Source organism: Saprospiraceae bacterium (genome assembly GCA_016714025.1).
Classification (GTDB): Bacteria; Bacteroidota; Bacteroidia; order Chitinophagales; family Saprospiraceae; genus Vicinibacter.
In genome coordinates this window covers 734,383-747,941 of record JADJOB010000002.1, presented here as the reverse complement: position 1 = coordinate 747,941, position 13,559 = coordinate 734,383, and the positions used below count along the sequence as shown (strand labels likewise).

The 13,559-nt window shown below is 33.6% G+C and carries 13 protein-coding genes; 11 read left to right on the top strand and 2 right to left on the bottom strand.

The genetic code is table 11. From position 1 onward, the window contains the following. Nucleotides 1-7: 7 nt before the first annotated feature. Nucleotides 8-691, bottom strand: coding sequence for a hypothetical protein (locus IPJ80_06375; GenBank protein MBK7913108.1), 684 nt, complete (start codon nt 689-691; stop codon nt 8-10). Nucleotides 692-955: 264 nt separating this feature from the next. After that, the gene (locus IPJ80_06370) at nt 956-1,315 is read right to left on the bottom strand and encodes a hypothetical protein (protein ID MBK7913107.1); all 360 of its coding nucleotides are present in this window, start codon (nt 1,313-1,315) and stop codon (nt 956-958) included. 92 nt (nt 1,316-1,407) lie between these two features. On the opposite strand from IPJ80_06370, the gene IPJ80_06365 reads away from it, so the two are divergent. From IPJ80_06365 to IPJ80_06315, 11 genes are all read left to right on the top strand, one after another. After that, on the top strand, nt 1,408-3,372 hold the full coding sequence (locus tag IPJ80_06365; protein ID MBK7913106.1) for a sulfatase-like hydrolase/transferase: 1,965 nt from the start codon (nt 1,408-1,410) through the stop codon (nt 3,370-3,372). 6 nt (nt 3,373-3,378) lie between these two features. Next, entirely contained in the window at nt 3,379-3,666 is a 288-nt protein-coding gene (locus tag IPJ80_06360) for a helix-hairpin-helix domain-containing protein (protein MBK7913105.1), read from the top strand. Beyond that, nucleotides 3,663-4,220 carry a GNAT family N-acetyltransferase gene (locus tag IPJ80_06355; protein MBK7913104.1) on the top strand — a complete coding sequence of 186 codons (558 nt, stop codon included), beginning with the start codon at nt 3,663-3,665 and terminating at the stop codon, nt 4,218-4,220. Before IPJ80_06360 ends, IPJ80_06355 begins: the two co-directional genes overlap by 4 nt. Nucleotides 4,221-4,234: 14 nt before the next feature. After that, nucleotides 4,235-4,726, top strand: a complete 492-nt coding sequence (locus tag IPJ80_06350) for a CHAP domain-containing protein (protein MBK7913103.1) — start codon at nt 4,235-4,237, stop codon at nt 4,724-4,726. A 21-nt stretch (nt 4,727-4,747) separates the two neighbouring features. Continuing rightward, nucleotides 4,748-6,181, top strand: coding sequence for a glycosyltransferase family 39 protein (locus tag IPJ80_06345; GenBank protein ID MBK7913102.1), 1,434 nt, complete (start codon nt 4,748-4,750; stop codon nt 6,179-6,181). A gap of 1 nt (nt 6,182) precedes the next feature. After that, complete coding sequence (locus IPJ80_06340; protein MBK7913101.1) at nt 6,183-7,319, top strand: glycosyltransferase family 4 protein; 1,137 nt, start codon at nt 6,183-6,185, stop codon at nt 7,317-7,319. A 4-nt stretch (nt 7,320-7,323) separates the two neighbouring features. After that, the gene (locus tag IPJ80_06335) at nt 7,324-8,736 is read left to right on the top strand and encodes a hypothetical protein (protein MBK7913100.1); all 1,413 of its coding nucleotides are present in this window, start codon (nt 7,324-7,326) and stop codon (nt 8,734-8,736) included. Nucleotides 8,737-8,826: 90 nt separating this feature from the next. After that, nucleotides 8,827-9,396: a hypothetical protein gene (locus IPJ80_06330; GenBank protein ID MBK7913099.1), complete on the top strand. Its 570-nt coding sequence runs from the start codon at nt 8,827-8,829 to the stop codon at nt 9,394-9,396. Between the two features lie 11 nt (nt 9,397-9,407). Beyond that, a complete protein-coding gene (locus tag IPJ80_06325; GenBank protein ID MBK7913098.1) occupies nt 9,408-11,279 on the top strand; it encodes a T9SS type A sorting domain-containing protein in 1,872 nt (623 codons plus the stop codon). Beyond that, nucleotides 11,254-11,442 carry a hypothetical protein gene (locus IPJ80_06320; protein ID MBK7913097.1) on the top strand — a complete coding sequence of 63 codons (189 nt, stop codon included), beginning with the start codon at nt 11,254-11,256 and terminating at the stop codon, nt 11,440-11,442. Before IPJ80_06325 ends, IPJ80_06320 begins: the two co-directional genes overlap by 26 nt. Before the next feature lie 40 nt (nt 11,443-11,482). Continuing rightward, the gene (locus IPJ80_06315; GenBank protein MBK7913096.1) at nt 11,483-13,528 is read left to right on the top strand and encodes a S9 family peptidase; all 2,046 of its coding nucleotides are present in this window, start codon (nt 11,483-11,485) and stop codon (nt 13,526-13,528) included. Nucleotides 13,529-13,559 lie beyond the last annotated feature (31 nt).

Here is a 13,559-nt window from a genome sequence, read left to right as displayed (position 1 = left end):
AACAAAATCATTTTTTATCACCTGATACAGTTGGCTCACAATATCTTTCAATCAGACCGAGCATCTTCTCCGTATTTGCATTTTGCTTATCTGAGAGTTCCTTTAATTGATCTAAAGTGAGCTTCTTACCTTGTTCGCCCATAAATGTATTCAAATTCATAACGTCTGAAAACCAATTGGTAAGTATAACCATCAATTGAGCCAAATTTGCCCGACTGCTTTGCAAATCAAGTGGCGGTTTATAGATAAAATGTGTGACAATGTCAATCAATCCTATGGCACCAAATGCCATAGAAAAGAAAACCTTGTCCTGGGCTGCAAAAATGATTGAAGTTACTATTAATGCAACTCCGAGATAAAATGCAAACAAATACATTAATAAAACATATTGATAAGCACTTTTTGCATCTTTAATAACATCTTGTAATGATTCCTTGAGGCTATCCATCGTATCATAGGTATTCAGCATGCTTCGATTCATGGCATCTAATTGTACCTTTAGGTAATTTTCCTGAGGAGCATTATTTTGCATCGCCTGTGTACCCAGTCCTTTAATTGAATCCAAAATAGTTTGCAATTCATTTTTATCATCCGGATTTAACTTAGTTTCATTGTCTAAAGTATCGCCTATATTCATGTTTTCGAACAAGGCTTTCTGCATGTAGTCAAAAGCAAGGGATTTGTTTTCCATTTTATTTAATATTTATAAAATAATAGAGTAAAATAAAATTAATAGTTAGAATTTGCAAAATGTATATTATCCGGGTTTTTTTTAGCCACGAATGCACGAATTAAAGACGAATGAAGAACTAAGAACAACAATCTTTAATAGGAATTTCATTCAATCTACTAAATAGTTACTTTTAACTAAACCAGATTCAACTATCTGAGCTATACAAAATGCACCTAAATTTAGCAAAAAATCAACAGGGACAGAGTGCCATGCTTGACTTTTTTAATAAAATAAAAAAAGAAACGGATCCGCCGCATTGCTTCTGAATATGCCTACGATTAAATCATTCTTTTGATTGACTATCTGCGTTTGAATGTTATTTGTAATACTGATTGGTACAGGCATTGTTGGAAGTTGCTTGAAAATACCGTTTGGGTCTGTAGTATTCCTTTTGAATACGATTCCCTTGGGTCCGGGAGTTCCTGTCAAACCATAGAAGATATCATGATTTGGTGCAATGGCCAATTTGGGAAATACACCGGCCGGCAATCCACTAGCCCAGAGCTTCCAGCTTGCTTGCCCTGATAAATTTACAATCAGAAAAAGACAGCTAACAATGAAAATGAAACCTACTCTATTCATTGGTTTGAATTAATTAAGCTTTATATAGCAAACTTAATAAATTTGCGGAATATCTCTACTGATTCTAAACAACTCAAGCAATCAATTAAAATATGAACTTAAAGCTAAAAATCGACTTAGGAAGATATGGTTTACTTTTTTCATATATAATATTCTTTTGTGTTTTCAGTTTACTGATACGTTTTTGTTTCTTTTTTCTATCTTTTGATAAACTCGATCTCAATTTTATTAATTTTTTAAGAATATTTACTTACGGATATCTATTTGATCTCGGAGCTGCACTATTTATGAGTTTAGTGTATACAATTTTTCTGCTGATCTTTCCAAAATTTTTAATTGGATCGGTACTAGATAAAATTATAAGTTATTTTGTACTATTTATTCTATTGTTTATTGCTGTATTTGGTTTTCTGGCTGAATTTCCATTCTGGTCTGAATTTAATACGCGATTCAATTTTATAGCAGTTGATTATTTGATTTACACCTTTGAAGTAATAGAGAACATTAAACAATCTTATCCTTTGCCTCTGATATTTGGTACAGTCTTTTCAATTATTTTCTCTTTTTTTTATATCACTTACAAATTACAATTAACTAATGGTACGTTTCAATCCAAAGTTAATTTTATAAACCGGTTTAAAGTTTTGGCTCCTGTTTTGGCAGTAGCTGGTATCTATTTATATTTTGTTGAAAATAAACAAGCCGATTGGAGTCAAAATATTTATAACAACGAACTATCAAAAAATGGAGTATACTCATTTTTTGCTGCATTCAGATCCAATGAATTGGATTATGAAACATTTTACGATACGATCCAGATTGAAAAGGCCTTTACAGAAATAAAACAGGAAATTAAACAGGAAAATCAAACATATATTGGGACAGAATTTTGGGATTTAAGTCGGGATGTAAAACAAGATAGTGCAGAAACACATCCGGATATTGTGTTAATCTGCCTGGAAAGCTTTAGTGCGGACTTCCTGGGCAGCTTTGGAAATACTAAAAACATAACGCCTTATTTAGATCAATTGGCAAGCGAAAGTATTTTCTTTTCTAATTTGTATGCTACCGGAACACGCACCGTGCGCGGTATGGAAGCATTGACTTTGTGTGTGCCTCCTACTCCCGGAAACAGTATAGTTCGAAGACCAGACAATCAGAATCTTTTTTCCATTAACACGGTCTTACAAAAAAAGAATTATGAATCTTACTTTGTTTATGGAGGAGATGGCTATTTTGATAATATGAATAATTTTTTTGGCGGACAAGGTTTTAACATCATTGACAGAAATCGCGGAAATCCATTGACCGACAAAATTAAAACTACCCGTCAAAATATTCCAGACGATGAAGTCCAGTTTGAAAATGCATGGGGAGTTTCTGATGAAGATATTTATAATCGCCTACTCAAGGAACAAGATAAAAATTATAAAAAACAACAGAAGGGATTCTATTTTGTAATGACTACTTCTAATCATAAACCTTATACATTTCCAAAGGATAAAATTGATTTGCCTCAGGGAAGCAGAGATGCTGCTGTAAAATATACAGATTATGCTATTGCAAAATATCTGGAAGAAGCCAAAACAAAAGCCTGGTTTAAAAATACCGTGTTTTTGATTGTTGCTGATCACTGTGCAAGCAGTGCTGGAAAGTGGGATATCAACATTTCAAAGTATTTAATTCCTGCCTGGATTTATAATAGTGGTAAACAATCCGAAAAAATTACCCGATTGGTTTCACAAATTGATTTAATTCCCACTTTGTTTGGAATTTTAAATTGGAACTATCAGTCTGAATTTTATGGAAAGGATATTTACAAAATGAAAGAAACTGAAGACCGGGCATTGCTTGGAAATTACAGAACGCTTGGATATTTAAATCCATCTAATTTTTTAATTTTAAATGACCGAAAGAAAAGCTACGAATGGAACTATAAAGACAGTCTGGAAAATTTAGAAGAAGTTAGTCCTGTGAATTCACTCAACAGACTTAAAATAATTTCCTATTATCAAACTGCCAGTTATCGATATAAGTATGGAAAAATGAAACAATAACAGCAAATGGAAACCGATTTAAAAAATATTACCTTAAAAGAATTACAAAAAATCCCTTCGATTGGCAAAGCCTGTGCATTGGACTTATGGAATATTGGCATTCGGAATCTGTCGGACCTAAAAGATAAAAATCCCTTTGAATTATACCTTCAGCTCAATGCAATTACCGGCCAAACTCATGATATTTGTATGCTATACACCTTTCGTTGCGCTGTTTACTTTGCTTCTGAAAAAACACACGAAACCCAAAAATTAAACTGGTGGTATTGGAAGGACAAAAATTACAATGAATGAATCCAAAAGCAGCTGAACTAAGTATTCGTGAATTACAAATTGAGGACCTTGATCCGTTGATTGCATATTGGACTCAGGCAGATCCCGTCTTTTTAACAAATATGGGTGTTGATCTTAGCAAAATGCCTAAGGAATCAGAATGGCGAGCATTTCTATCCAAACAACTTACTCAAGCCTATAACGAAAAAGAATCCTATTGCCTTATTTGGTTATTAAATAGTCAAGCAGTTGGACATTCCAATATAAGCAAAATAAGTTTTGGTGAAAAAGCGTATATGCATCTGCACTTATGGAAACCAGATCACCGAACAAAAGGGCTTGGAATCCAATTTGTTCAAAAATGCATTCCCGTCTTTTTCAAGAACATGGAATTGAAAGAATTGTATTGCGAACCGTACGCTTTAAATCCTGGACCAAACAAACTTTTGAAAAAAATAGGATTTAATTTTGTCCATCAATATACCGGAATCCCAGGTTGGCTAAATTTCGAACAAGAAGTAAACCTTTGGCAATTGACTAAAGAAAATTATTTAAATTTGAAAGAAAATTGGTAAACGGTTTAAAAAACATGCTAAAATTTTTGCTCCTACTCTGCAGCTGGATTCCCATCGGACTTTCAGCACAGCAGGATGCTTTGTTGCGTTCTGATTCGATTCCACCACTTAATTTAAAAATTTTGGAATTCGTTCAGTCTAAAATCGGAAAAAAAGTAGATCGAGGTGAATGTTGGGACCTGGCAGCTCAAGCATTAGAACTTGCCGGGGCCACATGGAATCATCAATACAAATTTGGAAAATTGCTTGAATTAGAAAAAGATACAATTTATCCTGGAGATATCATTCAGTTTGAACGCGTAAAACTCAAGTACATCAAAAACGGCATCACCTTTCATGAAGAAATGAAACATCATACTGCCATTATTTATGAAGTACTTTCAAATACCTCTTTTACCCTGGCACACCAAAATACAGGATACTCAGGAAAAAAAGTTGGCCTCAGCCCAATTGATCTGGAAACACTAAAAAGAGGGCGAATTAAAATCTATAGACCCACATATTGAATTTATTAATATGGGAGTCTATTGAAAACTAATTTCTTACATATTCTTACAGACATACGTTTTTGGATTGTATTGTTCTTTGCAGTTCGTCTCCATGGGATTACAAGACCTCCTCTAGAGTTTGCTCATAATTGGAGACAAACTACCGTTTGCATGGTTTCTAGAAATTTCCTTGAAACTGATGCGAATATTTTCTATCCAAGATTAGATATAGCAGGTGAAAAAACAGGAATTACTGGAATGGAGTTTCCAGTATTTAATTATTTAATTTTTATAGTATCTAAAATATTTGGTTACGAACATTGGTATGGCCGCCTTATAAACTTAATTATTTCAAGCATTGGGATGTGGTATTTTTACCTCCTCCTTAAAAAATATTTTACAATAGAAATTGCTAAGAATGCAACATTTATATTAATATTTTCTATTTGGTTTAGTTACTCCAGAAAAATTATGCCAGATACATTTTCAATGTCTTTTATACTTGCAGCATTATACTATGGTACAAATTATTTTGACAATCCCGCAAAAAAAATAAATCTAATATTGTATTTCCTTTTAGCAAGTATTGGGATTCTTAGTAAATTAACTTCTGGATATTTATTAGTACTTTTTCTGGTATTTATTTTCAAGGATAACCATTCGTTTCAAGTTAAACTTAATTTCATTCTAACCAGTTTGATATTGCTCGTTTTTCCAGCTTTTTGGTATTTTTACTGGGTTCCAAACTTAGTAACTGAGTATGGCTTTTGGCATTTTTTCATGGGAAAACCCATTTTGGCAGGATTCAAGGAACTTATTATTGATTGGTCAGAATCTTTAAAAAAGTTTTATTCCTCAGGAATTAAATACATTGCATTTGGATTTTTTACAATCGGTTTGATTAAATCTATTTTTGAAAAAAATAAATTATTACGCTATGTTTTTTCCATTTGTACAAGTGCTTTTTTTATAGTCATGTGCAAATCCGGCTGGACTTTCGCTCATCACGAATATTACATCATACCATTTGTGCCTGTAATGTGTTTGTTTGCTGCATCCGGATTGAGTTTGATTAATAACAGTAGTTTCAAATATTTAATTTTAATTGCCATTGGATTCGAAGGTTTTGTCAATCAAAAACATGACTTTAGAATCAAAGAACCATTTGCCAACTTGATATCTCTTGAGAAAGACCTGGACCAGTTTTCTAACGGGACAGATTTAATTATGATAAATAGCGGATTGTTTCCAACGCCTATGTATTTTGCTCACCGAAAAGGCTGGGTTGAATCAAATGAAAAAATTATGGACGAAGTTTATATGAAGGCAGCTATAAATTTAGGACTTAAGTATGTCGTAATTCTTAAAAGAGTACTCGGCACAGAAATTAAATTAGATTATCCTTGTATATTTAATTCACAAGACTATGCGATTTATAAAGTCTCAGATCTAAATTCTCCTAATAGTAAATAATATGCAGTGGAATATTGGATTTGATGCTAAAAGATTGTTCAATAATTTTACCGGACTGGGAAATTACAGCAGGAATTTGTTGGATGGACTGCCTGTACAGAATCAAGATTTTAATTTTCATTTATATACTCCTTCCATTAAACAAGAAGACCTATTAAATTCCTTTCAATCAAAATCATTTAATATACACCTCCCTTCCACCTTTTTAAAAGCGTTTTGGCGGTCTTTTGGCATCACCACAGATCTAATTAAGGATGAAATTCATTTATACCATGGTTTAAGCAATGAAATTCCATTTAACTTTCCAAGAAATAAAATAAAATCGGTTGTAACAATACATGATTTAATTTTTAAAATATATCCTGACACTTACCCTTTAACAGACCGAATAATCTACAATATAAAATGCAAATACGCATGTAAACAAGCTGATCTTATCCTGGCTTGTTCAGAAAGTTCTAAAAAAGACATTTGCAAGTACTACGAAACGAATCCCGATAAAGTTAAAGTGCTCTATCAAAGCTGCCATCCGGAGTTCAATATAGAAAAAGAAGCTGCTCACAAAAATAGCATCCTGAAAAAATACAAAATACCCAGTCAATATTATTTATATGTGGGAAGTATTGAACCGCGAAAAAATTTACTACTTTTAATTGATGCTTACGCTCTACTTCCCAATGAGCTCAAAATTCCATTGGTTATTGTTGGGAAAAACGTTGACTTCAAACAAGAATTATTAAAGAAAGCAGAAAAACTTCAATTATTAAATCAAATTGTATTTATTCATAATTTAAGAAGTGTTCAGGACTTAAGTGCTGTGTATCAATCGGCCGAAATCTTTATTTATCCATCGCGCTATGAAGGATTTGGTATTCCAATCCTTGAAGCTGCATTTAGTAAAACTGCAATTATAACAAGTAACAGTTCTTCCTTACCGGAAGCTGGTGGACCTTTTTGCAATTATTTTAATCCTGATAGTCCGGAAGAACTTTGTTTTCAAATTGAAAAAATACTTACAGATGAAGCATTCAAAAAATCATCTATTGAAAAAACCTATCAGTATGCTGAATTACATTTCAACAATGCTTCAATTCAGGATCAATTAATGCAGTATTATAAAAACTTATTAGAAATTTGATCCTTTGAAAAAATTTATTAGGCATCCTGGATTTATATTACCTGTTTTAGCAACCTTTTTCAGGTTCTGGAGTTTTTTTCCACCAGTTATTGATCACGATGAGTCTACCTATCTGATTATTGCCAGAGATCTATCACAAGGTTCCATTTATCTAAAAGATGTCATTGACACCAAATCCATCGGGATCTTTTGGATTTATCAATTATTAGAGTTTTTAAGCTTTGGTTCAATTGGTATAACGCGATTCCTTGCATCACTATGGATTGGAATCACTGCATTATTTATATTTAAATTTATTTTTAAAACTACGCAGAACCCAAATGCATCATGGTTCGGAAGTATTTCATATATTTTAATTGTTTCAATTTTTAAAAACTGGGGGGTAAGCCCAAATACAGAAATTTACTTCAATCTGTTTACTTTAGCTGCAATCTATTTGATTTTATTTAATAAAACCAAACACATAGAAATTCTATCCGGCTTGTTGTTGGGATTTGCCTTCATAACAAAATATGTAGCCTTATCAGAAGCAGGTGTTATTGGATCGTTTTTAATCATTCAATCATTTCTACAAAATAACCTGAACCGCCAACTCCTTTTCAAACTTCTTAAATTACTAATAGGTTTTGCTGTGCCGGGATGTCTGATGTTGACTTACTTCATTCATTATAAATTATTGGATCAATTTTTTTATTTCAATTTTGATGTTTTGAGTCGATATCCTTCAGATATTACTGTATCAAACAGCCTGATATTTATTGGTGATTTTTGTGGTCGTTATTTTATTTGGATCTTACTTGCAATTGCCGGAATACTTCAACTAAGGAAACGTTCTGATTTAATCTCTATTTTATTTTATATATGGATTTTGTATGACTTAATTATCATCATTTTACCTGGAAAGGGATTCAGTCATTATTTTATTCAGTTGATGATTCCAATAAGTCTTTTAGCAGGTTTTGGCAGTCTTGATCTTTTTAAAATGAATGCATTAATAAAAAATAAAAGACGGATCGCATCAGTTTGTATAATTTTAATTCCACTGATATTCTACTTTCAAAAACAAAGTTATTATAATCGAAAAACAGATATTACTGAACTGTACACCTTCTTAAGTAAGGAACTAAAACCCGGAGAACGGATTTACGCTGGTAATTCTGCTCACATTCTCTATTATCTTCTAAATTTAAAAAGTCCTAGTCCTTACATTCATGCCTCTTTGCTTTGGAATTCGGAACATTTGGAAGCACTTCAAATTAATTTAAATGAGGAAGCAGTTCGAATATTAGAATCTAAACCACGATATATATTAATAAAAGAACCGGTTGCAGATTCAACGATGCTTAAAAAATTTCTTATAAGTTATTCAGAAACTAAATTAATCGGAAAGAAAACACATGTTTTAAGCAATCAATAAGGCTATTAAATGGATACTTTTTGTCCGGCCAAATAGAAGTATTTTAAGTTTCAGATAGAATTTATTATTTTTAATCGAAAATTCAAACAAATGAAAAAAATAGCCATTGGCGGCTTGGTAGCTGGCTTTATCTATTTTGCCTTTCAATCCATTATGTGGATGGGTGGTTTTCACAATGACTTCAGTCAATACACTTCCAACAGCAAGGCCATATTGGATGTGTTAAATCAGAATTTAACCGAAGACGGACTTTATATGATCCCTTGTGCCGACCCAAATAGTCCAACGAAAGAAAAAGATGAAGAAGCACTCATGATAGCAAATTTGGGTAAACCCTGGGCCATGATATTTTATCATCAACGAATGGACGGTATGTCTGCGTCATATTTACTGCTTGGATTACTGTATGCGCTTCTTTCCGGATTTTTGGTTGCTTTTGTTTTAACTTTTGGTGCCTTTGAAAAATATTCTATGCGATTTGCTGTTTCCATCTGCTTTGCTTTATTTGCACTATTTCAAGGCATACTGGATGATATGAATTGGTTTTCTTTTCCATGGCATTATATTAAAGCTGAAATGATTGACCTCCTTCTGGGTTGGACATTAAGTTCCTTTTGGTTAGCCTGGTATTTTAGTAAATCTGATAAATTAATTTTATAAAATTTCAACGAATGAAATATTATTTAACGTTGGCATTATTTTGTTTTTATAATTTAATAATCAATAGTCAGGAATTGATTATTGCACCAACTGCTTCGTCTGAACCAACAGGACAAAGGAATTCAAGTAAAAAAGAATTTGTTGCACACGATGCAAATAATAAACCGGAAGGCGATTGGAGGTTTAAAATTAATACACGTTTTAATGTAACCGAACACGAGAGTCCGGATGTTAAAGCCATTAAAGAACAATGGAATCAAACTAAAAAACAAACGTATAAAGGTCCCGCAGAGGAACCAGCCTTGTTAACTCCTGATCCTGTAATTTCAAGAAAATTTGAAGGTCCATGGATGCTTAACGGAACACCTCCGGATAATTCATTGGCTATTTCTACCGGAGGAAATATAGTTGCCGTTAATAATGATGGAATTGAATATTATAGTTCTACTGGCACTTATTTCACAGGGAAGTATTGGTCTGATTTTTTTACAGGAAATGATATAACCAGTAAACTGTATGATCCTAAAGTAATCTTCGATTCTGATAAAAATCGATTTATTCTGGTTGTGCTTCATGGTAGTAAGGCAAATGTTTCAAAAGTATTGTTGGCCATTTCTTATTCCGATAACCCGAGAAACGACGGATGGTATTATTATACGCTTGATGGGGATCCAACCAACAGCAATTCCTGGTTTGATTATCCGGGTTTGGGCCAATCAACCAGCGATATTGTCATTACCGGCAATCTCTTTAGTGACGATGGTGTTTCAAATGAAAGCATCATTTATCAAATTGACAAAACATCTGTTTATAACAGAGGTACCATGAAATATTATTATTATTCCGGATTAAGCAATACACCTATCAATGCGTTTTCACTTTATCCTGTTTCCTATGGATTAAAAGGTAATTCTGGGCCTGGAATTTATCTTGTAAATGCAAAATCGGGTGGATCTGATAAATTACGTCTCTGGTATATTGATGATGCAACTACCGGTAATCCAAATCTATCCAGTTATACCATTACCGTACCCCCATATGCCCCTGCAGGAAATGCCGGACAACTTGGAACCAATGATGTGTTGGATTCCGGAGACAGCAGGATATTGGGTGCTTTTTATCTAAATGGAATTATACACGTCACTCACAATACCAATGAAGGAAATGGTTGGGGGTATATTAACTACCATAGAATTACAGTGCAAACTTTAAAAGCAGAATCCAGCACCTTTGGTTTACAAGGAAGTTATGACTATGCGTATCCTAGCCTTACCTGTTATGCAAACAATAAAAATGACTTATCCGTAATGATTGGCTTTTTGCGAAGTGGAGATGATATTTATCCCCAATTTCGGGTTGTCTTTTGTGATCAGAATATGGATTGGTCTGCTTCCGTATTAGTCAATTCTGGTGAATCTTATGTTGATCTCTTAAATGGAACCACCGAGCGATGGGGTGATTATATTGGTTCGTGCAGGCAATATAGTAATTCTACCTACCCAAGAATATGGATCAATGGATCCTATGGAAGTGATGTACCTAGTGAAAGCCGTTACGACACATACCGAAGTGCTATCGCTGAAATTTATACTATTGTTAGTGCAACTGAAAATGGTACCCCTAAAGAATTAAATTCAACTGTATTTCCAAATCCAATAAACAATAGTTTTAATTATAGTTTCAATTTAAATGCCGCGCAACAAATATCAATTAGACTTTTGGACAATCAAGGAAAAATTGTAAAAGAATTTTACAATGATTTTTTAGTTTCCGGAACTCACAATTTAAGTTTTAGCAAATCCAATTTGATCGCAGGTCATTATTTATTGGAAGTTGTAGGCAACAAAAAATTCAAAGATGAAAAGAAGATTATTATATTTTAGCATGTTATTGGTTGGCATGTTAAATTATTCCTGTCAATGTACTAAAAATAAGACCGTAAGCGGTGTTTCTAATAAAAAAGTAGAAGAAGCACCAAAACATAATTCACCCGATCAACATGAAGTTGATAGTATCAAAAACAATTATAATAAACATCCGAAGTAGTTTATACTTTTTCCTTTAGATATTAATTTAGATTAACAACATGAAAAGAATTGCATTCTATTTACTACTATTTAGTGTCCATTTAATGTTTGCTCAAAGTAAACATGCCATTACACATGAAGACATGTGGCTGTTAAAACGCGTCGGTGCTCCAGCTATGAGTCCGGATGGAAAATGGGTTGTGTTTAGTGTATTGGAACCCTCTTATGATTCCAAAGAACAAATAAATGATTTATGGATCGTTCCATCTGATGCATCCGCTCCGCCTCGTAAAATTACTGCTGGAAAAGCCGGAGAAAGCGCTTATTCCTGGAGCCCTGACAGTCGATTTATCGCTTTTGTAGCCAAGCGGGATGGAGAAGAAGAATCCCAGATCTATACACTTAATTTAGCTCAAGGCGGTGAAGCACAAAAACTAACCAAATTATCAGGCGGTGCATCCGGTCCGAAGTGGAGTCCCGATGGTTCAAAAATATTATTTACCAGTGAGGTCTATCCATTATGCTATGCGGATTCTACTAATAAGAAAATGATTGATGAGAAGAAAAAAATAAAATATAAAGCTCGGGTATATACTAGCTTTCCAATTCGAAATTGGGACCACTGGCTGGATGAAAAACAAACACATCTATTTGTTCAGGCTGTACATCCGGATAGCATGGCACTGAATCTTTTTACAAATGTAGCCATTAGTAAAGAAGCCGGATTTTCCTTTTTCAGTGCATCCTGGACTCCGGATAGCAAACAAATTGTATTCGCAGCATCAACAAACAACAATACCGCAGCTTACCAGGAACCTACTTCTCAGTTATTTAGCGTATCAATATCAGGGGGTGAAGCAAACCAAATAACTTCCAGTCAGGAAAATTATGAAAATCCTGATTTCAGTTTAGATGGTAATTATTTAATTTGTTTTTACAGTCAGAATAATAATAATAAAGTATATAATCAAAATCGTATTGTCCGTTTTGATTGGCCTTCAATGAAAAATAAAATAATTTTGAATTCAAAATTAGACAGACCCATTCAAAGTTATTGTGTAGCGCCGAATAAATTATATTTAGCAGTAGAAGACCGCGGACATAATGTAATTTATACTATAAATATTTCAAATTCAGGTCTCAATAAACAGAGTAAAGAATCGATTGGTTCATATTCAAATTTGTCTTGCTCTAAAACCATTCCTGAAATTGTTGTTGGAAATTATGAATCGGCTACCATGCCACCCGAAGTAGTTCGCATTACAGAAGAAAAATCTCATTACAGTCTTAGTTATTTTAATAAACTAAAGCTCTCCGAACTGGAATTAAATCCAATAGAAGAAATTTGGTTTAAATCAAGTCGAGCTAAGCAAATCCGAAGTGTATTGGTTAAGCCTGCTGGATTTGATGCTTCAAAAAAATATCCTTTGCTGGTATTAATTCATGGAGGACCGGCGGGATCCTGGATGGATAACTGGTCTTACCGATGGAACTATCAGCTTTTAGCAAAACCTGGATATATTTTGTTGGCAACTGATTTCACAGGCTCAACCGGATATGGAGAAAAATTTTCACAAGACATTGCACTGGATCCTTTTAAAGGACCTGGCGATGAAATCAATGAAGCAGCTGCAGATGCTATAAAGCGATTTTCATTTATCGATGGTACAAAACAAGCTGCTGGGGGAGCCAGTTATGGTGGCCATTTAGCAAATTGGTTGCAGGCAACTACCTCGCATTACAAATGTTTGATCAGTCATGCCGGACTCGTAAACAGCATTTCGCAATGGGGAACCAGTGATGCAATATTCAATCGTGAAACCATGAATGGCGGTACGCCGTGGAGTGCTGCAAAAACATGGAAAGAACAAAATCCGTTTAATTTTGCTGACCAATTTAAAACACCTATGCTGGTGACTGTTGGTGAATTGGATTATCGGGTGCCTCTTAATAATTCAATCGAAAACTGGCATATTCTTCAGCGTCAAAAAGTTCCTAGCAAACTAATTGTGTTCCCTGAAGAAAATCATTGGATACTCAAAGCAGAAAACAGCAGATTCTTTTATCAGGAAGTTCAAGCCTGGTTGGAAAAATATTTGAAATAAGCATTAAAAATTACTATTAACCTTTTAATTC

What these genes read in the sequence shown, in the direction of transcription:
- IPJ80_06370 (MBK7913107.1), bottom strand. Translation starts at nt 1,315, where the DNA reads ATGAATAGAGTAGGTTTCATTTTCATTGTTAGCTGTCTTTTTCTGATT.
- IPJ80_06360 (MBK7913105.1), top strand. Translation starts at nt 3,379, where the DNA reads ATGGAAACCGATTTAAAAAATATTACCTTAAAAGAATTACAAAAAATC.
- IPJ80_06330 (MBK7913099.1), top strand. Translation starts at nt 8,827, where the DNA reads ATGAAAAAAATAGCCATTGGCGGCTTGGTAGCTGGCTTTATCTATTTT.
- IPJ80_06350 (MBK7913103.1), top strand. Translation starts at nt 4,235, where the DNA reads ATGCTAAAATTTTTGCTCCTACTCTGCAGCTGGATTCCCATCGGACTT.
- IPJ80_06355 (MBK7913104.1), top strand. Translation starts at nt 3,663, where the DNA reads ATGAATCCAAAAGCAGCTGAACTAAGTATTCGTGAATTACAAATTGAG.
- IPJ80_06375 (MBK7913108.1), bottom strand. Translation starts at nt 691, where the DNA reads ATGGAAAACAAATCCCTTGCTTTTGACTACATGCAGAAAGCCTTGTTC.
- IPJ80_06320 (MBK7913097.1), top strand. Translation starts at nt 11,254, where the DNA reads ATGAAAAGAAGATTATTATATTTTAGCATGTTATTGGTTGGCATGTTA.
- IPJ80_06365 (MBK7913106.1), top strand. Translation starts at nt 1,408, where the DNA reads ATGAACTTAAAGCTAAAAATCGACTTAGGAAGATATGGTTTACTTTTT.
- IPJ80_06315 (MBK7913096.1), top strand. Translation starts at nt 11,483, where the DNA reads ATGAAAAGAATTGCATTCTATTTACTACTATTTAGTGTCCATTTAATG.
- IPJ80_06325 (MBK7913098.1), top strand. Translation starts at nt 9,408, where the DNA reads ATGAAATATTATTTAACGTTGGCATTATTTTGTTTTTATAATTTAATA.
- IPJ80_06340 (MBK7913101.1), top strand. Translation starts at nt 6,183, where the DNA reads ATGCAGTGGAATATTGGATTTGATGCTAAAAGATTGTTCAATAATTTT.